The organism is Campylobacter concisus (genome assembly GCF_050447505.1).
Classification (GTDB): domain Bacteria; phylum Campylobacterota; class Campylobacteria; order Campylobacterales; family Campylobacteraceae; genus Campylobacter_A; species Campylobacter_A concisus_BP.
Window position 1 is genome coordinate 443,238 of sequence record NZ_JALMFZ010000001.1, and the last position, 21,566, is coordinate 464,803.

The 21,566-nt window shown below is 32.5% G+C and carries 14 protein-coding genes; 3 read left to right on the top strand and 11 right to left on the bottom strand.

Annotated features, from left to right (window positions below; translation table 11 throughout):
* Positions 1 to 15: 15 nt before the first annotated feature.
* The 4 genes from MTT09_RS02175 to MTT09_RS02190 form a co-directional block, all read right to left on the bottom strand.
* The gene (locus MTT09_RS02175; RefSeq protein ID WP_429802306.1) at positions 16 to 714 is read right to left on the bottom strand and encodes a hypothetical protein; all 699 of its coding nucleotides are present in this window, start codon (positions 712 to 714) and stop codon (positions 16 to 18) included.
* A gap of 120 nt (positions 715 to 834) precedes the next feature.
* Entirely contained in the window at positions 835 to 1,734 is a 900-nt protein-coding gene (locus MTT09_RS02180; protein ID WP_429802308.1) for a hypothetical protein, read from the bottom strand.
* A gap of 76 nt (positions 1,735 to 1,810) precedes the next feature.
* Positions 1,811 to 3,283 carry a GTPase gene (locus tag MTT09_RS02185; protein ID WP_429803697.1) on the bottom strand — a complete coding sequence of 491 codons (1,473 nt, stop codon included), beginning with the start codon at positions 3,281 to 3,283 and terminating at the stop codon, positions 1,811 to 1,813.
* 3 nt (positions 3,284 to 3,286) lie between these two features.
* Complete coding sequence (locus MTT09_RS02190; RefSeq protein WP_429802310.1) at positions 3,287 to 4,402, bottom strand: GTPase; 1,116 nt, start codon at positions 4,400 to 4,402, stop codon at positions 3,287 to 3,289.
* A gap of 565 nt (positions 4,403 to 4,967) precedes the next feature.
* Here MTT09_RS02190 and MTT09_RS02195 point away from each other — a divergent pair.
* The gene (locus tag MTT09_RS02195; RefSeq protein WP_429802312.1) at positions 4,968 to 6,902 is read left to right on the top strand and encodes a tyrosine-type recombinase/integrase; all 1,935 of its coding nucleotides are present in this window, start codon (positions 4,968 to 4,970) and stop codon (positions 6,900 to 6,902) included.
* A gap of 75 nt (positions 6,903 to 6,977) precedes the next feature.
* Here MTT09_RS02195 and MTT09_RS02200 read toward each other — a convergent pair whose 3' ends face one another.
* The 4 genes from MTT09_RS02200 to MTT09_RS02215 are packed head-to-tail and all read right to left on the bottom strand — an operon-like array spanning position 6,978 to position 14,576.
* On the bottom strand, positions 6,978 to 8,345 hold the full coding sequence (locus tag MTT09_RS02200) for a thioredoxin reductase (RefSeq protein ID WP_429802314.1): 1,368 nt from the start codon (positions 8,343 to 8,345) through the stop codon (positions 6,978 to 6,980).
* A gap of 3 nt (positions 8,346 to 8,348) precedes the next feature.
* The gene (locus tag MTT09_RS02205) at positions 8,349 to 9,371 is read right to left on the bottom strand and encodes a hypothetical protein (protein ID WP_429802316.1); all 1,023 of its coding nucleotides are present in this window, start codon (positions 9,369 to 9,371) and stop codon (positions 8,349 to 8,351) included.
* Between the two features lie 18 nt (positions 9,372 to 9,389).
* Entirely contained in the window at positions 9,390 to 10,763 is a 1,374-nt protein-coding gene (locus MTT09_RS02210) for a thioredoxin reductase (protein WP_429802318.1), read from the bottom strand.
* Positions 10,764 to 10,766: 3 nt separating this feature from the next.
* A complete protein-coding gene (locus tag MTT09_RS02215) occupies positions 10,767 to 14,576 on the bottom strand; it encodes a hypothetical protein (RefSeq protein ID WP_429802320.1) in 3,810 nt (1,269 codons plus the stop codon).
* 202 nt (positions 14,577 to 14,778) lie between these two features.
* Between MTT09_RS02215 and MTT09_RS02220 the strand changes: the two genes are divergently transcribed.
* Both MTT09_RS02220 and MTT09_RS02225 read left to right on the top strand, forming a co-directional pair.
* A complete protein-coding gene (locus MTT09_RS02220) occupies positions 14,779 to 15,048 on the top strand; it encodes a type II toxin-antitoxin system prevent-host-death family antitoxin (RefSeq protein ID WP_103616219.1) in 270 nt (89 codons plus the stop codon).
* Positions 15,035 to 15,337, top strand: coding sequence for a type II toxin-antitoxin system RelE/ParE family toxin (locus MTT09_RS02225; protein WP_429802322.1), 303 nt, complete (start codon positions 15,035 to 15,037; stop codon positions 15,335 to 15,337). Before MTT09_RS02220 ends, MTT09_RS02225 begins: the two co-directional genes overlap by 14 nt.
* Before the next feature lie 701 nt (positions 15,338 to 16,038).
* Here MTT09_RS02225 and MTT09_RS02230 read toward each other — a convergent pair.
* From MTT09_RS02230 to MTT09_RS02240, 3 genes are all read right to left on the bottom strand, one after another.
* Positions 16,039 to 19,545, bottom strand: a complete 3,507-nt coding sequence (locus MTT09_RS02230; protein ID WP_429802324.1) for a tetratricopeptide repeat protein — start codon at positions 19,543 to 19,545, stop codon at positions 16,039 to 16,041.
* A gap of 23 nt (positions 19,546 to 19,568) precedes the next feature.
* On the bottom strand, positions 19,569 to 20,807 hold the full coding sequence (locus MTT09_RS02235; protein WP_429802326.1) for a CHASE2 domain-containing protein: 1,239 nt from the start codon (positions 20,805 to 20,807) through the stop codon (positions 19,569 to 19,571).
* 116 nt (positions 20,808 to 20,923) lie between these two features.
* Positions 20,924 to 21,460, bottom strand: a complete 537-nt coding sequence (locus MTT09_RS02240) for a hypothetical protein (protein WP_429802328.1) — start codon at positions 21,458 to 21,460, stop codon at positions 20,924 to 20,926.
* Positions 21,461 to 21,566 lie beyond the last annotated feature (106 nt).

Consider the following 21,566-nt stretch of genomic DNA (forward strand, 5'->3'; position numbering starts at 1 on the left):
CAACATGAAACACTATTATTCATAAATTTTCTCTTTAAAAAATTTCTCATCATAGTATCTTTTATATACATCTGCAGCATCTTTAAAAATAGTCGCGATCTCTTGCATATGTGCGGCGGCTTTTACCTCTCTTAGTGCTTTAACTAGCCTATTGTTTAGCTCAAGAAGTTTAATGATAAGCACTTGTTCATCTTCTTTAAATTCGTTGTAGTCATCGCTCTTACTTTGCGCTAGATCAAGCTTAGTAATGTTATTTGTTATCATCCAGCTCACCGTAAAGTCTATCATCAAATTTAGATCGCATAAAATTTGCAAATCTTCTTTTGAGTTTATAAAAAGATGAAACGATTTATTAAAATTTTCACTATCTGATCTGTTAAATTTCAAAATTTTTTCGCCGCTAATGGACGTGTAGGCAGACTTTAACTCTGGTAAATTTTCTATGCTAGAGAGTTTTTCTTGCAAACTTTGCAAAGAAAGAAAAAGGCGACTAATAGTTTCATTAAATTTACGACTTCCGTCTAGCTCGTTTTCTTCCAAAAAAACATCATCGCTAACGACTAAATCACTCATATCTATATCGTCATGTTTGTGCGGACTATGCTCATTTTGCGTGTTGTTATATGGTGTGCATGTATCATAATTATCAAAATACTTTTTCAACCCAAAACCTATAGCTCCAAGCGCCACACCACCTATTATGTATCTTAACATCTATGCTCCTTTGATTTGATTTATGGTGAAAATTTAACTTAGTTGCATGACAGGTTGTGTCGTGATATGTGCAGAGGCTAAAAAAAGACACAATAATTAAATATTTGTCTATCAAAAAACCTAATCATACTTATTGTTTGTATTTATTGTAAAAGTATAATAGTCTTTTAGTATCACTATATGTAATTCAGCATTGTATTCTGGCGGTGTTGTAGGAAAATTCTTTAGACTTATATTTTTTATATCGTAACGTAGAAAATAATATAAATATTTTGACCTATATTCACTTACTGCTTTATAATTATCCATCATATTGCTATATGCTTTTTTAAAATCTTTATGATTAGTAGTGTTTAAATAGGCTATAACAGCAATAGGATTGTTTGAAATTATATTTTTTAGCTTATTTTGCGCTACTAGCAAAAGTGCAAAGCCTAATATATCTTTTTCGTTTATTCTAATATCGTTTTTTGGAACCATGTGTTCAATTTCTGTAGATTGATCATGTGTATATGTTAGCAACCCCTTCTGATCTTTAATCTTTAAAAGCTTTATTGTTTTTTTCATTTCTTCTTCATCAAATAAAATTTTTAATTCTATCTGATCTACTATCGTATTTATTTTACTTAGAGCATCTCTTATTTGTTTGGGTGTATAAACGTATGGATTGGCTTGCTCGAAGTGCTTTTTGTATATAGTCTGCATGGCATCATATGCATTTATTAGTTTTTCTTCTTTTAACTCTTTCCAGTCTGGCTTCTTACACTTTTGTATATCAGCTATAGCGGTTTTTATGCTATCGCCTGTTATTTTAGTAACATATTCTATGATTAAATCAATTTCGACCTCTTTATTAGAGAGAGCATTATACATATGCATTAGATATTCTGGTGAGACTTGATGGGTTCCTAATATTCTTTCCGCCCAAGCATGTGCAAGACCAAAATCCTTACTAGATGTTGTTAAAAAGTCCAAAGCAAGAACTGTTGCCAATACATTATCTTTTATTTTATCTGGCATTTTCAAAACTCCTTTTTATTAAAATATAAGCACCATTTTAACAACAAAAGATGACAGGTTGTGTCAATAAAAAATTTTACTTAATGTTTCTTAGCACATTTTTCATATCAAGACACTCATTTAAACTAATTTTTTCACCATTTTTAATTTTTTCCATCACTTTTATTGTTTTCTCAAAATGCTCATTTATTATCCTGGAAGATCTAGATAAAAGACGTTTTGCTATTTTATTACTTCTTATCTCTTTATCGTTACAACTATTTATATATTTATAAATTTTTTTGGTTGTAATAAAAAGTTCTCTAAAATCCTTTTTTGTATAAGCCTGATCCATATTGTCAAATAACTTACATAAATATCTATTTTCAGGAAATAACAATTCATCTTCACTAGAAAAAAATATGCTAATTAAAGACTCCATAAAACCAACATCTTCATCGCAGATATATTTTTCAAATTGTATGTTTTCTATATTCAAGAAAATTTCTTTATAATCTTTCATGGCTTCATATTTATATATTTCATTCGTATCTACTTTAGCTTTACTGTTATTTACAATATATTTTCTAAGAATAATACGTTTTATGAAAAAATCCACTATTGATACAATAAATTTTATTAGATTTTCGTAGATAACTTCCATATTTAATTTAAACAATACCGAAAACAAAAAAACAATAAAAATCGGAATAGATAATATCAAGCAAAAAGAAATCAATAAAAAAAGTAGAATAAAAATATTAAATCTAATATATTTTAAGTTTTTATAAAAAAAACTAAATTTGGTATATTCTTGTGGGAATTGATCTAGAAAATTTTTGTATGGTATGTAAGATCTTGGAATTATATAACTGGTTTGTAATTTAAGTAATAATAAAAAGTTAAAAATAAAAATAGTTTCTTCTATTTTTTCTCTAATAACTAATAGATGTTCTATAACATTATCACATACTGCCTCGTTAAGTTCTCTACCTATCTTTTCATACGATGAGTTTAACAAAATTTTTACAGCCTCATCTTTGCCATACTTTTGACTTTGTGCCCCAGTTCTTGTTTTTCTAGATATTGAGCAAATTTTTATACTCTTAAGATTATTTTGCTTGCAATTTTTTTCAAGTTGATATAGCGTGTCATCATCAGCGACATCGCAGTGAGTAAAGACAATGGTTCCGTCTATATCATATTTTTGATTGATCTCTTTTATTTTGGTTATCTCGCCAGGCTCTATTCTGGCACTTGAAGCATTTATAACGTAAAACAAAGCATGTATGATCTTATTTGGATCTTTTTGGCTCTGCTTATGAGCTAAAAAATTATCAAGCTCTCCCATCCACTTTGATTGATTATCGGGTTCCAATCCTACTGAATCATATACATTTATCTTTATGCCCTCTTTTTCAAAATGATATGCTTGAAAATTTTCAGCCCAGCTAGTTACCGGCTCTCCTGAACCAGTAGTAAATTTATCCACATCAAAAAGATAGTTTGCAAAAGAGCTTTTGCCGGTGCCAGTTTTTCCTATGATTAAAACATTACAGGCAATACTTATAGCTTATCCTTTGAATTGGCTTATTGATTTGTTCATAATCTCAGATATAAATTTTGAGCTAAAAACTTTAGTCCAAACAGGCATTTGACCAGTCTTTAAAAACTCGTCTAGCGCCTTGGCATTTGCCTCAACAATCGCCACGCCAAATCCATAAGTAAGACTTCCAGCAACTGCTGCATTTATTAGCTGTCCCAAAATAGGTATAAATTTTGTAAGGCTAGCTGCCGCTTCCTTGCCCACTATTTGCAATAGCTGCGTTCGTAAAAGCTCTCCTAGCTTTAAAGCGCTACCGGTATTTAACCAAAAGATATTTGTTATCTTTAAGCACATGGTTATTTGCTGTGGTGCTATAAGAAGGGCGTCTGAGACTGGTACTGGATTTAGCCCTGCTGTTGCAGCAGTCGTTGTAGCAGCTATTTTTACTATCCTATAAGCTTCTTGTTTTTTAAGCTCTATCGAAGAAATTTGCGCCGATATGAAGGCTTGTCTTAGCATATCATCATCAAGTTGACCAACAGACCACTCAAGCAAAGCATCTATATCAAGTTTTATACTTTCATCATTTGTGGTTTCAAAAAAATACATTGGGCCGATTTTTTCTTTGATGATACCTTTAAATTCGTTTGCATCTTTGCCACTACCATCTCCCAGTTCTTCATCAGTATCGCATTTTGTAAAAACTATTGCGATTTTATACCCACTGTCTTTAAAATATTTGATATTTTTTATGTCATAAGGAGTTACTCTATGATTTGCTATAGATATACAATACCAAACTATATGTATCTGCTCATCCAGATTCTTTTTTTGAAGTTTTTCAAACTCAGGGATTATATTTTGTTCAAAATTTGTATTGTTTTGCTCATTTGTACTTGTTGTTTCGTACCCCTCAGTGTCATAAAACACTATCGGCACACTTTGGCTCGGATCTTCTATTCTGTTCATACCTTTAGTAATAGGAGCTCCAACACCAGCCTTTGCTGCATTTTTGCCAAATATACGATTTATAAGAGAGCTTTTACCAACTCCGGTTCCGCCAACAATAGCTAAATTTGGTTTTTTTATAGCGGTCATCTGATCTTCAAACTCTTTTTGAAGTGCCACTTCAAATTTTGTCACAACAACTCCTTTACATGTTAAAATAATTTAATATTTTACAACTATTTAAATAAAAAATATATTTTATTTAAAAAATATTGTTTTATTGCTAATTATATACTAACTTTCAAGACATTACATGTCTTTTTGTTAATCCAAAAAGAATTAAGCATTTATTAAAAACACTTGCTTTTGTTTTTGATTTAATTTGCGATGAAAATTTAACCTAGTAGCGTGACAGGTTATGTCGTGCTAGTTGGTGTGTAGAAAATTGTATGTTATATTTGGTTTTTAAAATTTTTACAAAAAAATGCTAAAATTACAGTTAGCTTAAAAATTTGCTATATAAAATTTTGTTTTGCTACAAACATTAAGCTATATTTTATGAAAGGTGACTGCAATATAATATTATAGGAATATCGAAGTTTAGGTATCTATGGTGTCACGGGGGAGACTTGAACTCCCGACCTCCGGCTTATGAGATAAATTTTTAAATATCACTTAAAGCCTTGCTACGTCGCCATTACAAACAACTTTTCCCAATAAGCACTAGCCAAGTGTCCCACTTTTGTTCCACTACAAATCCATGGTACATCTAAAAAACCGCAATGGAATTTATTACTACCGAAGCGTCATCGCACCAAAAGCAAGAAAATTTTTAAAGTGCTCAAGAGAGCTATCTTTCTCCTTGGGGACTTGTTCCATATTAAAAGCCAGAAAATCTGCTAGAATCTATGATAGATATATCTATCTCATAGCAAAGGCAGTTGATATGAAGTTAAATCAAGGAATTATAGATTCACTAGTTGATAGTTTTATGCAAGCAAAGGTTGATAAGAGCATAAAAGAGCATTCGCTTTATGATAAAAAGATAGATATTGACTTTGCAGATGCGCTAAATAGGCACTTCAAAGAGGCTTTAAAAGATAATACCTTTTCTGATTTACTTAATAAAAGTAATGAGACTTTAAATGGCATGGCTAAAATTTTATCTAATAGTCCAGATGAAGCCATAGACCAAGATGATAAAGCAAGCATAGCTCAAACCATGCTTGAGAAACATATACTATCCCTAAACTACCTAATATCAAAGCTTGATAAGAGCACAAACCTTGTGTCTAAAAGACTTAAATTTTTAAGCAAACAAGATGAAAGTTATAAATTTGAGCCAACTGGTATAGATAGCTTCCAAGACAACATCAACGCTCTAGATGAAGCAATTGAATTACCTCTTAACAAAGAAGATATCAAAAGTCTAGCTAAAAATTTCTCACATGCCATAATGGCAACTGCTGAGCAACAATACGGACTTAACACTCCTTTTAAGCTAGTAAAAACAAAAGGTGATGAGAGGAACGCAGAGCAGATACTATCTGCTAATAGTCATCTAATAGGCAAGCGCATAAAAATAGGAGATAGTAGCTTTGGCATGGGTAGCTTAAACGATGAAGCAATGCAAGAATACCAGATAGTACCATGCGCTACTAGCCAAAAAAAGGTAGAGAGTAGGGAGATCATCACATTAAAAATGGCATTTGAAAATTTTACAGCTAACACTAGCATTAGTCAAAAGTGGTCAAGTAGCACTATGGATCTGGTAAATATTGTAGGCAATATATTGTTTAAATTTTTTCATCCGAACAAGGACATCACAACCATATCACGAGATGATCTACTTAAATTTAGAAATACTTTAGCCCTCATACCAACTAAACTAAACCAAAAAGCCAAATATAAAGACAAAAACTTAGAGCAGATAATACGCATAGGCAAAAATGATGCCAAGCTATCACAAGTAACCATACAAAAATATATGATAAGAGTAGTGCAGTTCTTTAAGTATTGCTATAACAGCGACTACATAAGTAAGAGCATCGTAAATGACCTAAACGTAAAAGTAGAGATAAATCCAATGGAGCGTAAGGTGCTACCTTATAGTAAAGAAGAGGCTAATACTATCTTTAAAATAGTTCAAAATTTTAAAGAGACTAACAAGTCACCAAGCAATCGCATAAGCGCAAATGATCTATACTATATAACCATGATAGCAGCATATAGTGGCATGAGGATAAATGAGATAGTTCAGCTAAGAGCACGTGACATTGTGCAACACAATAACGTGCTTTGCTTTAGCATAAATAGAGATGATGGCAAGAGCACCAAAAATATAAACTCCATAAGGCTTGTGCCAGTCCATAGCAAACTAATAGAGCTTGGACTAATGGAGTTTGTAAAACAAAGGGCTAGTGCAAATAAAAGCATCTTCAAAGTAAGTAACAAAGACTTTTCGGAAATTTTTAGATCACAAATACAACGAAAGCTAATAAGTAGCGACAAACAAAAGACTTTTTACTCGTTTAGGCACTACTTTATAGATACGCTTGTCCAACAAGAAGTAGAGCCAAACATCATAGCTCAAATAGTAGGACATGAGAAGCAGTATAAAATTTTACTAGGAACATATGCTACAAATATAAACGCTAGTGTTTTAAAAGCAAAAGTAGAAATGGTGTGCTATTAGATATTTTAGATGTATGGTTTATAATGGATACATACTTCCTTCTATAAACCATAATTTATCGCTTGATGTTAAATTCTAATCCTTTATATTATGCTCTTTAGCATAGTTTAGGATTTTTTGCCTAAGATCTTCTGGGAAGCTATCTCTATACATCACTGGTATTAGAGGATTTAGTTTTTTATCTAATTTGCCAGCCTCATATAGTCTTGTTAGCTCTTCTGGGGTGTTGTAGTATGGGGCATTTGGGTAGCCCTCTGGTGGGGTTAGGGACATTATTTTAGCTTCTAGAAGAGCAGAATCGATATAAAGAGAAAGATCTTTTTCACTCCATCTATTAGGGAAAGCACCTTTGCCATATTCCTCTTGAAATTCACTCATGTGACTTTTAATATAATTTACAAATTCTTCTCTAGTAGTCTCGTTTGCATCTATATCTCTAGGATCTAGTAGTTTGCCTTTATCTTCTACTAATTTCCTTAAGCGTTTATGAAGCGAGCCATCTGCATTATTAATGACACCCTCTCTATTAAAATCCATCACAAAGTAGCTTCCTACTATCTCATCAAGATAAGGTATCATTCCATATTCATCTAGTGGGGGATTTTTAGCTAGTCTTCTAAATTCTTCAGCCATTTGTAAATTTTTGTTTAGACCTACTAGATAGGTTGAGTATTCAAATAAATCAGCTAATGCCTCTAAGGCTCCGTCTTGACCAAGCTGAGCTGATAAAAACATTGATTGATATGCTCTTGCTTTAAATCCTGCATAGCCTAGTCCAACTCCTCCTACAAATCCTCCCATATCTCCTAATACTCCTGCACATATATTCCACTCTGCTGAAAAAAGCATTGATTTTAATGTACCTTTGTGAGCATTTACTTCATCATAAATTTCAGCATATTCTGGCTTTGTTAGTTTGCCACTACTATCTACTCTACCTATGGCATCATCTGGGATATCTATCATAGTGCATTTTAGGTTACTTCTTTTTACTAGATAGATATATCTATCTCTCTTATCTTTTAAGCTTTCATAGTAGGCTTTTTCTGATTTAGTCCAAGGTGATAGTTTAGTTGAGCTTGGTTTATAGCTAATGTCTAGCCATGGTTTAAAAGATAGATAGTCTGTTTGACCTAGAGAATTTGGTTTAGGGTTATAGTATAGGGGTTTATAGTTTTTATATGGGGATGAGTCTAGGATGGAGCGAGAGTCAAGAACCAGTTTAGCTGCAAGATCTGGAGCTAGCTGCATATTGGGATTTTTTTCAGCGACTATCAAATTTGTCTTTTTATCAAATTCTATCTTATCCCCATTTGGCGCTATAACCGTATATGTATTAGTGTTATCCATTAAATTTCCTTTGTCTTGTAATTTTCCTTTATTTATTATTAGCAGTGATCCTACTGCTAAAAGAGCTATGATGATAAATATTATTTTCTTCATATCTTATCCTATGTATAGACCATCTTCCATTACTATGGTGGTGGCTAGACGACCGACAAGACGAGGAGGCATATTTTTTTCCTCTAAATTTTCATTTTCTTTCCAACTTTCTCTACACCCCACATATATACCCTTTATGTTATTGTTTCCTATAGTATCTAGTGCCTCTACTAGATCTCTTGAGAGGTTGCGATGGGAGTTATCGTTATCTTCTGTGTTAAATATACCTTTTTTAAATTTGTTTATTATCTCTACTGCTTTTTGATATGAGTTTATAGGATATTTTGGTTTGCCTGATACTACGTTTGCTAATGAGCTTTTCTTGTAAATTTCATACACCTCTTTCTCCTCTTTAACATCCAAATTTAACTCCCTTATCTCTACATCAGATTCAGTATATTTACTTCTAGCATATTTAAAATATCTTGCATCTATCTCATTACCAGATCCTCTTAGCTCATCTAAGCATAGATAGGCACTAAGGTTATTTAGTGCTAGTTTAGAGGCTAGGTTAAAAGATAGTTTGTTGTTCTTATGGTCTATGTCATAGTATATAAATGAGTTATAGTCTAGTCCTCCACTACTTATATTAGCTCCTAGAAATAGTCTATTTAAATTTAGGCTTATATAGTTTTGATAGATCATTACTGGATAGTAGCAATAGCTATTTGTACTATTTTTATCATAGGCTTCTTTTATAGACATAGGTTTATATGAGATATTATTTAGTGCGTAAGCTTCATTAAATTTATATGTGTATCTTGTGTGCATTATCTCTTTGTAGTTCTCTTCTAGTTTTTCATAGGATGTTTTCCAGAGTTCTACGATGCCTTTAAGAAAAGCTACTCCTACATCTTTGCCTAGTGATTTACCATATCCTTTTAGCATATTTCTAATAGCTTCGACATCTTTTAGGTCAAACATATAAGTTTGTTTCATAAAAGCAAAGCTTCTCATACTATTCCAGATGATACTTATGTTATAACGACCTATTAGGAGACGAAGTTTGGCTCCAAGTGGAGCCATATATATTAAATTTATTCTTTAATCCTTTATATTATGCTCTTTGGCATAGCTTAATATCTTTTGCCTAAGATCTTCAGGGAAGCTATCTCTATACATGACTGGTGTTAAAGGATTTAGCTTTTTATCTAATTTACCAGCCTCATATAGTCTTGTTAGCTCTTCTGGTGTGTTGTAGTATGGTGCATTAGGATAGCCTTCTGGTGGGGTTAGGGACATTATTTTGGCTTCTAATATACCAGAGTCTCTATTTAACATAACTTGCTTTAATTCAGTATCATCTGGCTCTGCAACATCATAAGGAGCTTGAAAATCATGCAAGGTTTCTTTTGCATATTTCAAAAATTCTTCCCTAGTAGTCTCATTAGCATCTAGGTCTCTAGGGTCTAGTAGCTTTCCTTCATCCTCTACCATTTCTCTTAAGTGATGAACAGTATCGGCTATTGGATCAAGTATAACCCCACCCCTATTAAAATCCATCACGAAGTAGCTTCCTACTATCTCATCTAGATAAGGTATCATCCCATATTCATCTAATGGAGGATTTTTAGCTAGTTTTCTAAACTCTTCAGCCATTTGTAAATTTTTATTAAGACCTACATTATAGGGAGATCTCTCAAATAAATCACCTAGAAATTTTAAAGCTTTTACTACTCCTAGCTGAGCTGCTAAGAATACTCTTTGAAATCCTCTTGCTTTAAATCCTGCTTCATTTCCATATGAGAACCCCATAGGATCTCCAAGTATTCCTGCACACATTCCCCACTCTGCCGAAAACAGCATTGACTTTAATGTCCCTTTATGAGAATTTACTTCATCATAAATTTCAGCATACTCTGGCTTTGTTAGTTTGCCACTACTATCTACTCTACCTATGGCATCATCTGGGATATCTATCATAGTACATTTTAGATTACTTCTTTTTACTAGATAGATATATCTATCTCTTTTATCTTTTAAACTTTCATAGTAAGCTTTTTCTGATTTAGTCCAAGGAGATAGTTTATTTGAGTTTGATTTATAGCTAATGTCTAGCCATGGTTTAAATGATAGATAGTCTGTTTGACCTAGAGAATTTGGTTTAGGGTTATAGTATAGAGGTTTATAGTTTTTATATGGAGATGAGTCTAGGATGGAGCGAGCTTCTAGTAAATATTTAGACTGAATTTCTAAGTATTCCTTACTGGTACGCACCTTTTTATACTCATTATTATTTGGCACCAATAGGTTTGTTGTTTTATCAAATTTTAGTTCTGTTCCATCTGGTGCTAAAACTGTATATGTATTAGTATTATCCATTAAATTTCCTTTATTCATTGTTTTTCCTTTGTTGATAAACAGTGCTGAAGCTATTACTGCTAAAAGAGCTATGATGATAAATATTATCTTCTTCATCTCTTATCCTATATATAGACCATCTTCCATTATTATGGTGGTGGCTAAACGACCTACTAGGCGAGGGGGGAGTTTTGAAGGTGCTTTTTTGTTATTGGAATTTTTATATTCTTGAAATTCCTTACACCCCACATATATACCCTTTATGTTATTGTTTCCTATGGTATCTAGTGACGATACTAATTCTTGTGAAAGATTATGATGGACATTTCCATAATTCGTGTTGAAGATTCCTTTTTTGAGTAAATTTATGATTCTTACTGCGTATTGGTAGTTGTCTATGGCATATGAGAACCCATAACCATCTTGACTGTCACTTTTGCTATATATATCGTAAATTTCTTTCTCCTCTTTAACATCCAAATTTAACTCCCTTATCTCTACATCAGATTCAGTATATTTACTTCTAGCATATTTAAAATATCTTGCATCTATCTCATTACCAGATCCTCTTAGCTCATCTAAGCATAGATAGGCACTAAGGTTATTTAGTGCTAGTTTAGAGGCTAGGTTAAAAGATAGTTTGTTGTTCTTATGGTCTATGTCATAGTATATAAATGAGTTATAGTCTAGTCCTCCACTACTTATATTAGCTCCTAGAAATAGTCTATTTAAATTTAGGCTTATATAGTTTTGATAGATCATTACTGGATAGTAGCAATAGCTATTTGTACTATTTTTATCATAGGCTTCTTTTATAGACATAGGTTTATATGAGATATTATTTAGTGCGTAAGCTTCATTAAATTTATATGTGTATCTTGTGTGCATTATCTCTTTGTAGTTCTCTTCTAGTTTTTCATAGGATGTTTTCCAGAGTTCTAATGCACCACTAACCATAGAAGCACCTATGCTCTTACCTAGTGATCCCGCATAATCTTTTATTAGTCTCTTTATCTCTTGAAAATCTGTATAGCTAAACCTATGAGTATATCTCATAAAGGTATATGTTGTGATCTCTGTATAAGTTATACTTAGTTTATAATACTCCATCGCCATATGAAGCCTAAAAGCATTTGAAGCTTGAATGATTAGATTAAGCTTTGAATGTTGTAAAACTACGCTTGTAGTTTTTAGACTGGTTATTAGCAAGATATATCTATCTATCTCTTTAGTCTTTCTTGCGCCAAGTAGGCTTTTTACTAAATTTAATACCCCAAGCTCATCAAGAAAAGTTTCTCTTAGTACCTTTGCGTCTTTATTAAATATATAAGAGCCAAGGGATTCATATATCTTAGATATACCATCTTCACCAACAAATTTTGCCAGTGGAAATACCTCTTCTATAGTAGTTTTTACTAATAATGAGGTTACCTCTTTATTTATATCTCTATCATTGCTATATGCTATATCTTTTAAATTTATAGCCTCTTTTAGAGTGTTTTTATTCTTAGTAGCTATATCCTCTTTTATAGTAGCTTCATCTTTTTTATAGTTCTCATCTATCTTGTCAGATTGCTCTATAAGAAGCTTCATCAGATCTTTTTGCAAAGGACCTTTGATATCTGCATTCTTACCAACTTCATTTTCTGCTAAAAGCTCTTCAACACTAACTACATCCTTGTTATTTACTCCATCCATATATTTAGAAATTTCTTCTATACATAGATACTCACCACTTTTTAGACCACTACTTTTTACTGAGTCTTTGTAGAAAAATAGCTTTAAATCTCTATCAAAAACTCTTATTATAGAGTTTGAGTGTAGGGCTTTTATCTCATCATCTTCTATTACTATATATTCATCACCATCTTTAATGCTTTTCTTTATCATTTTTTTTGAATAGCTTTTAGTCATTATAAAGTAAGCCACTCCAAGAGATAGTGCTTCTATGAAAGAGTAGCGTTTTGGGAGGGTTTGTATTATACGTTGCATTTGTGATTGGTATTCATCTGCGGTTGATGAGCCATTTTTTATATCATCTATAAGTTGGCTTGAGATATTGCTATTGTTATATGCTTCAGCCTCTCTTCTGTTTAAGGTGTTTTCATTTACCTTATCAAACACTGCTTTAAAAGAGAGAGTTACCTTTTTCATATACTCTTCTTCACTTTTTTTGATCTTCTCCATATCATTTGGTTGCTTAGCATAAGCATTTACGTGAGAGAAATTTGTCTTAAATAACTCTTCGTATTTGGTGTAATTATCAAGATAGTTAGTGTCATCTTGATAGGCGATCTCTTTAAATTCTTCCCTCTTTTGCTCTATGTTGTCTATATATTTTTTATCTATCCTTGCAAATGGAGATAAATTTAAAACAAGAGTTGATCTATTGTTTTCCTTATTGATATTTATACTGTACTGACTGTAATCCTTAATAGGACTTAGGGTCTTTATATCGGTGAATTTTTGTTTTACAAAGTTGGATTTGTTGGGTCTATTTAGCTCGTCTTCTATCACTTGATCTAGGCATTTACTTATTACTTCTTCTCTAAGACCTGCACTTGATCTAAAAGGCGAGTTTGAGAGGACTACATAGTTTTTATTTAAATTTGAAAAATCTTTGCTGTTCATCTCATCGTTTGCAGATGAGCCATTTTTATCGGACTTGTTTGCTATTAGATTGGCTAGTTTTATAGAGTTGAAATTTGAAGCACAGATAAAATTTAAATTTGCATTTAGTCCTTTTATTTGATCCTTTAGTCTTTTAAAGAGCGTATCATCACTAGAGCCAAAGCCTAAGTTTTTATTTACTATATCATAAGAGCAAACATCCTTAGTGTGATCAAATACCGACAGATCATCTAAATGACCAAACACACTATATCCCTCATCTGCGTTGCAATTAACCTCATTTAGGTTATTGTCGTCTCTAAAGTAGATATAGTCTAAATTTAGGTGAGTAAAGTCTATAAAAAAGCCAGAGTTAGAAGATTTATCTTGTTTAAATACTAATACATTGCAACTTGAGTTTATATTTAGGGTATTTATAATAGAAGCAAATCTAGATGTGAAAAAGCTAAGGATAGGCAAGGTTACGCCATAAAGAGATCTATTACTTTGATGCTCAACCATCTTGTAGGTTAATTTACTAAGCTCATAGAATAAAAAGCATCCGTTTGCCTTTTTAAGTGCTGCCTTTGGGTCACTTAGATCAACTATGCTTAGTATAAAAAGAAATATTTGCTTTAGCAAAAACTCTCCACTTTCTTTATTTAGCTCGCTTAAATTCTTATCTAACTCTCTAAAACACTCTTTAATACTTTTTTCAAATTTAGCTCCATCTAGCCCCTCGCTAGATATCAAAGAGCTAGCATCGCTTAGTAGATCATTTTTTAAGGTATTTAGGCACTCTTTTACGATATCTTTGGCGTCGTCGTAGTTGGATACTACGGTCTCAAACATATCATAAAAGCTTATAGCTTCTGTCTTTGTTTCGCCCATACTTTTTAGCAAATTTCTCTCATGCTCATCCTGAGCAGCTTCAAGTTCAGCTTCATATCTTGCTTTGCTTTTTATGGGGCTTATCTTCTCTTTTAAATTTGCAAAAAACTTGTCAACTGCACTCTTTTTATGGACAATCTTTACTGGTATATATCTATATTCAAATTCTCTTATTCTATTTAGCTTGCTATCAGTAAAGCTCTCTTTATCTATATAAAAGTCAGATACGATCGATACATCTTTTTTATCTCTCTTCTTAGAAAATATTAGATTAGATATGATCTCATTAGCTATGCCGTTAGAGTACGATGTGAGTGAATTCAAACTAGACGTATAAAGAGTTACACATTTTGCATCAGCCATATACTCTTTTATCTTTTTTAATGTCTCTTCACAAGAGTAGGTTATTTTTATTTCGTTATTTTGCATATTAAGCCACCACTACTGTTTTAGATATTTTATTGTGATTGTATTTATAATATTATTAATTTATTATGGGATAAAGGAAGGTAGGAAATGTTTGATACTTGGGCTTATATTTTTTAGTTTGCCAAATTAGTTAGATAAAGCCATCTAAATTACTAACACAATTATGCTATAATCATGTCATATTATTAAAAGGAAATAGCATATGCCTCAAATAGTACCTATAAAAGAGCTTAGAAATACAAATGAAATTTCACAGCTATGCAATAGCAAGGATGAACCAATATTTGTAACTAAAAATGGCTATGGAGACTTGGTTGTGATGAGTATAAAGACATATGATAAGCTAGTAGCCACAGCCGATATAGATAGCGCCATCACATCATCTGAAGCTAAGATAACAGCAGATACAAAGATGCTAGAAGCAAAAGATGTTTTTGCTAGTTTAAAAGATAAGTATCTTGAGCAAGTATAAAGTCCTTATCTCACCACAAGCTTATGAAGAGCTTGAAGCAATATATAAATATATCGCACTATCTTTGCTCTCGTCAGGTGCTGCAAACTCTACGCTAGAGGCTATCAAAAACGCTATTCTTAGCCTAGATGAGATGCCAAATCGTGGTGCTATTAGAAAAGTTGGCAGATATGCCAATATGTGCTATAGACAGCTATTTGTTAAAAACTACACGGTGATTTATAGGGTAAATGAAAAAGATAAGGCTGTTATAATCATCACTATTAGATATACACCAAGCGCTTTTTAGACATACAACTTCAATAATATCTATCTAGAGAAATATTCACACATCCTAATACTCTCTCATCTACGAAATATACATAACATCACATGCTATACATGACGTCACCTACTGCATGTTACATCATGTACTATACATAACATCATGTGCTGCATGTGACATCACATACTTGACGTGACATCAAGTACTGCACATTACATCACATGCAGTATGTTACATTATGAATTTATTTGTTATAATCCAAGAAAATTTAATGCCAGTTTCTAGTATATTTATCAACATTTTTAGTATGTTGATAAACTTACTTAGCAAGCTCGGACCGAGCTTGCTGTAAGGTCTTAGCCAGACGGGCGAAATTTTTATTTACAAAGATACAACCTAAACAAAACTTTATCCATTAAAGATGACCTTTTGTCGATAAAATGTCTAAGTTTTTGCTTAAGGCATTTACTCATATTATTTAAGAATTTCCAAAGATAACTTATACATATGCACTCAATAAAGTTGATATGAGCTACTAATAGCAAACCATTAAAATTTATTTTTAACAAATCTACACCTAGGCTCAGTTTTAAACTATATAAGCTAAAACAAAACTTCGTTGAAAAATTTAAAACATTATAAAGTATGAAAGGAGCATAAGAAGCACGATGCCACAAGATATTATGTGGCATCGCTAGTAGCTATGGTTTTGAACTATCGTATTACTACTCTCCGCTCATTATAAAAGCAGCCCAGTAAAACGGATGTTTGCCTTCCTTTATCATCTTGATCTTTGCATTTCTTAGAACTTCGTTAAATTTCTTCTCGTTGCCTTTAGTGTCGGTATAAAATTCTTTCATTAGCTCCACAGTGCTATTGTCATCTACAGACCACAGACTCATTAGCACATTTTTAGAGCCAGCTTGTATAAATGTCTTAGGTAGACTTGCCACAGAGCTCGTATCTTTAACATCTACTAGGCCTGTTTCGCATGCAGATAGCACAACTAGATCGGTTCCATCTAGGCTTAGTCCAGATAGCTTAAGCGCATTTGCAAGACCCTCACCAGTTTGTTGCTTTATGCCGATATTTGCACCGCTAAGTGCAACTCCTGATTTTAACATAGGGTTTGTTATGTTCTCATCACTTATGAAGTATCCATGTGTGGTTATATGTAGGATCTTTGGAGACTTCACTGCTAGTATGTTTTCTTCATTTGCATTTTCTCTAGAGAAAAGTTTTACACCATTAAATGAGCTTTGTAAAACCTCTTCTTCTTTCTTAAAGCCTCTTAGTCTTTTAAATGTTCCCATGTTTTTTATAGATCTAGTTTGCACAGCTTTATTTACATTTGGCGTATCTGCAACCATCTCCATGATCTTTCCGCTCTTGCTCTCATAGTTTGGATCACTAAACATAGTGATATCCTTACCCTCATCTTTGATGTTAAATTTATGTGTTCTTATAAATTCTTTAGCTGAAGGTGTATAGCGTATCTGCTTACTCTCTATGAGATATCTATCGCCATCCATAAGCGTTTCAAAAGGTAGTAGCCTCAAAGCACCATCTGTAGAGATGATAAGAGAGTTAAATTTATCTATCCTATCTCCTATGCCATTTGTTATAACGATGCTATATAGCTCTTTTAGAGCTTTGCTTGAGTTTGCATCTGTAGCATTTATGATCTTATCTATGTCAGCCCTAAATTCTTTTATAGTTGTATTTACTGTGTCACTATCTTTATCGCTAAGTTTTTCAAACTTCACTTCGCCACTTTTATCCACACTGAATATATAGTAGTTTTTACCATAATATCCTATATCTACAAAGAGTTCATTTGGTTTTAAAAGGCTTGTGAGATCACTTAGTTTTAGATCCTTTATACCAAGCTCTTGTTTAAATTTAGGTGATATCTTAGCTATCTCTATCTCCGCTTTTTCTATATCTTCGCCCAGTGCTTTTAGCTTTTCTTGGTAGCTTTTTGCCTCTTCTGACTTAGGCATAGTACCTGCTAGCTTGGCATATGCTCTTTTTAGAGAGTTTAGGTTATCTATCTTAGAGATCAGGTTCTTATCTTGTGAGATATTTTTTAGCATAGCTATGGTGTTTTCGTCATCGAGAAGTATGCCCTTATCGTTTATAAAGATCTCATAAATTTCTTGACTTAGAGCTTTTTTATCTTTAGTAGTTTGCTGATATGAGTAACCACTTATTAAAAGATGTGGTAAATACCAACGATTAGCTTCTAAAAATTTCTTTTTTTGCTCATTACTTAATATTTCAAAATTTTTATCTCTATTTGCTTTAAATATATTATAAGCTTCTTTAGAGTAATTATACGCCTTAGGATAGTTTCCTATGTCGCTATAAAGATATCCTATATTATTATAACTGAGAGCAGTATCAGGATGATCTTTACCTAATACTTTCTCTCTTATACTTAAAGCTTTAGCATAAAACTCTAAAGCCTTAGGATAATCGCCCATGTCACTATAAACAAGTCCTATACTATTATAGCTAGTAGCAGTATAGGGATGGTCTTTACCTAAAACTTTCTCAAATATATCTAAAGCTTTAGTATGAAACTCTAAAGCTTTAGGATGATCTCCTATCTTATTATAAACAGATCCTATATTGTTATAGCTATTGGCGGTATCTGTATGATTTTTACCTAAAACTTTCTCTCTTATATTTAAAGCTTTAGTATAAAACTCTAAAGCCTTAGGATAGTTGCCAATATGGTTATAAACATAGCCTATATTATTATAGCTAGTAGCAGTATTAGTATGGTCTTTACCTAAAACTTTCTCATATATATTTAAGGCTTTAGTATAAAATTCTAAAGCCTTAGGATAATCGCCCATGTCACTATAAACAAGTCCTATATTGTTATAGCTATTGGCGGTACTAGAATGATCTTTACCTAATACTTTCTCTTTTATATTTAAAGCTTTAGCATGAAACTCTAAAGCCTTAGGATAATCGCCCATTCTGTTATAAACAAGTCCTATATTATTATAGCTATTGGCGGTACTAGAATGATCTTTACCTAATACTTTCTCTCTTATACTTAAAGCTTTAGTATAAAACTCTAAGGCTTTAGGATAGTCCCCCATGTCACTATAAACAGATCCTATATTATTATAGCTGTCGGCAGTATTAGGATGATCCTTATCTAAAACTTTCTCTCTTATGCTTAAACATTTTGTATAAAACTCTAAAGCTTTAGGATAGTCACCCATATCACTATAAACGGAACCTATATTACTATAGCTAGTTGCAGTATCAGGATGCTCTTTGCCTAAACTTTTCTCTCTTATATTCAAAGCCTTTGTATGGAACTCCAAAGCCTTAGGATGATCTCCTATCTTATTATAAACAGATCCTATGTTGTTATAAGTAGTTGCGGTTTTAATATGATCTTTACCTAAAACTTTCTCTCTTATATTTAAAGCTTTAGTATAAAACTCTAAGGCTTTAGGATAATCACCTATATCGCTATAAACAGAGCCTATATTATTATAACTGAGAGCAGTACTTGGATGATCTTTACCTAAAACTTTCTCTCTTATATTTAAAGCTTTAGTATAAAACTCTAAGGCTTTAGGATAATCACCCATACCACTATAAACATAGCCTATACCACCATAAGTAATAGCAGTATCAGGGTGTTCTTTACCTAAAACTTTCTCTCTTATATTTAAAGCTTTTGTATAAAACTCTAAGGCTTTAGGATAATCACCTATATCGCTATAAACAGAGCCTATATTATTATAACTGAGAGCAGTACTTGGATGATCTTTACCTAAAACTTTCTCATATATATCTAAAGCTTTAGTATAAAACTCTAAAGCCTTAGGATAATCTCCTATGTCACTATAAACAGATCCTATATTATTATAACTGAGAGCAGTATCAGGGTGTTCTTTGCCTAAAACTTTTTCGTTTATATTTAAAGCCTTTGTAAAAAACTCTAAAGCTTTAGGATAATCGCCCATATTTTTGTAAACAATCCCTATATTATTATAGCTAGTAGCTGTATCAGGATGATCTTTGCCTAGAGCTTTCTCTCTTATCTCTAAAGCTTTTGTTAAAAATTCTAAAGATTTGGGGTAGTTTCCATCTTGATAATACTTATATGCAGTGGCACTATAGCTTTTGGCGTCATCTAGCGTAGCACTAAACGCAACTGAAACGGTTAGAAAAACAGCTAACAAAATTTTTCTAAGCATGATTAATCCTTTAATGTGAATTATTAAATATCCATAAATAGTAGTAAGCCGACTATCATAATAGCTATGATTACAGCAATAACAACTAAAGCCAAAAGAGTCTTGCTGAGATTTTTTATTAACTCTTTTGCTTTAAGGACTGAGATAACTATATCTATGAGCTTAAATACTATCAAGACCACAACCCATGTGACATAATGACCCTTAAAAAATAGAATTATTGCTGGTATAAAAAATATCACTAAAGAAGACAATCTCAAAAGATCAAAATTTCCGTCGATATGGAGTGCTTTTGCTAGCTTTGGTACAAAGTAGGCACACAAGCCAAAGAATAATAGATAACATATCATACCTAGCCAAACTGGTATAGTTTTTATGCCATCTTTTAGATTAAGAGCGGTATTAAGTGCGTTGGCTAAGGCTATAACACCACTTATAACACCTATAGGAGTTTTGTGAATGTCACCTGAACTGGGATAGTCCGAGCCTATAAGCACTATGGCATCATCAAATTCCTCTGCATCTATCTGAGATAGCCTGGTTGCATGATAGAATTTGATATTTTCATAGTTTGAAGTATATGTTTTATTATCACCTTGATCTATAATTTTTAGATCTTTATAAAGTATCCTATATTTAAAACTCTCATCAAAGCTTAACTCTCTTGGACAAGTAAATTTTGCTTCACTATTTGCAAGCTCTAGGACAAGATGCCTTAAAGTCTTATCACCATCGCAAAGATAGGGCGTGTATCCACGAGTAACTCCGTCTTTATCGCTAGAAATATTTGTTTGAGTAAATTTGATGTTAGGATTTAGCTTGAAGTCTTGTAAAAATGGCTTATTTATAGTTTTTGGTAGATATATAGGATATGAGCTAGCATATAAATTTAGTCTATCTATAAGACCTAGATCATCCTTAGTGACTGTTGAGTTTATGTCGCTTGGATACTCTAAAGAGTAGTCTAAGACTAAAGTTTTTGGTTTGCTACCTGAACCAGATAAGGTTTTGTTAAAATCATCTAAAACATTAGCAAGAACACTTCTTGGGGTGAAGTTAAATTTGATGCCACCTTGTCCGTCACTTAGGTCGTGCTTATCTAGATACTCTTGATCTATTAGGATTACTGCTATTTTTTGCGATTGACTTGCTGATGGTGCTTTAGCATAGATTTCTTGCATGATGTCATACTCAAAGTCACCAAAATTTACCCTGACGATCTCACGATCTTTGACTAAGCCGTAAATGGCAAAAGATGCCATTGCAAGAATTCCTAAGAATATAGCTTTTTTTATACTGCTAGACTTTTGAAACAAGTCAGAATCTGTTGAACCATTAAAAATCTTGTTAATGTTGTTGCCTAAAAATGTAAAGAATTTCATCGTGTTTTAACTATAAAACAAGGAGACTCATATCCATCTTTATCCATCATATCTATCCTGTCACCATTTTTAGGAGATATGTTTAGCTCTGGGCTTATGCTTCTGTTTTTAACGTCAAATTCGTAAAACTTGTCGCCTTGGCGGTATTCTATTTTAATGATATGATCGCTTATAACCAACGCATCTTTGCCAGGATCTATCTCCTCGCATCCTCCTTCTGCTCTCGTAGAAGCTGTCGTAGATGTAGTTTGTGCTTTGGCAAATAGTGTAGAGAAAAAACCGCTTCTTTTTTTGGTAGCTGCTATGTAGGTGTCGTTTGGTGATTTTAGGTTGTAGTTTTGCTTTAAAACATCATCAGTTATCTTTAAAACGCCGTTACCAGATATAAATTTGATCTCTTGACCACTTGTGGCTGTGGTAGCCTTGCTCTCTTTGCCGTCAATGCTATAAACAACATCACCCTTAACGTTGATAACCACATCAGCATTTAGGCATGAAACCAAAAGTGTAGCTGTAAGTAAATAAGACTTCATAATGATACCTTTTTAAATTTTTGTTGTCATTTTATTAAACAAAAACTAAAAAAGGACTTATGTCTTTTACTGGGATATATGTCCTATAAATAGTAGCTTTAGCTAC

What these genes read in the sequence shown, in the direction of transcription:
- MTT09_RS02175 (WP_429802306.1), bottom strand. Translation starts at nt 714, where the DNA reads ATGTTAAGATACATAATAGGTGGTGTGGCGCTTGGAGCTATAGGTTTT.
- MTT09_RS02180 (WP_429802308.1), bottom strand. Translation starts at nt 1,734, where the DNA reads ATGCCAGATAAAATAAAAGATAATGTATTGGCAACAGTTCTTGCTTTG.
- MTT09_RS02195 (WP_429802312.1), top strand. Translation starts at nt 4,968, where the DNA reads ATGGTACATCTAAAAAACCGCAATGGAATTTATTACTACCGAAGCGTC.
- MTT09_RS02200 (WP_429802314.1), bottom strand. Translation starts at nt 8,345, where the DNA reads ATGAAGAAAATAATATTTATCATCATAGCTCTTTTAGCAGTAGGATCA.
- MTT09_RS02205 (WP_429802316.1), bottom strand. Translation starts at nt 9,371, where the DNA reads ATGGCTCCACTTGGAGCCAAACTTCGTCTCCTAATAGGTCGTTATAAC.
- MTT09_RS02210 (WP_429802318.1), bottom strand. Translation starts at nt 10,763, where the DNA reads ATGAAGAAGATAATATTTATCATCATAGCTCTTTTAGCAGTAATAGCT.
- MTT09_RS02215 (WP_429802320.1), bottom strand. Translation starts at nt 14,576, where the DNA reads ATGCAAAATAACGAAATAAAAATAACCTACTCTTGTGAAGAGACATTA.
- MTT09_RS02220 (WP_103616219.1), top strand. Translation starts at nt 14,779, where the DNA reads ATGCCTCAAATAGTACCTATAAAAGAGCTTAGAAATACAAATGAAATT.
- MTT09_RS02230 (WP_429802324.1), bottom strand. Translation starts at nt 19,545, where the DNA reads ATGCTTAGAAAAATTTTGTTAGCTGTTTTTCTAACCGTTTCAGTTGCG.
- MTT09_RS02235 (WP_429802326.1), bottom strand. Translation starts at nt 20,807, where the DNA reads ATGGCATCTTTTGCCATTTACGGCTTAGTCAAAGATCGTGAGATCGTC.
- MTT09_RS02240 (WP_429802328.1), bottom strand. Translation starts at nt 21,460, where the DNA reads ATGAAGTCTTATTTACTTACAGCTACACTTTTGGTTTCATGCCTAAAT.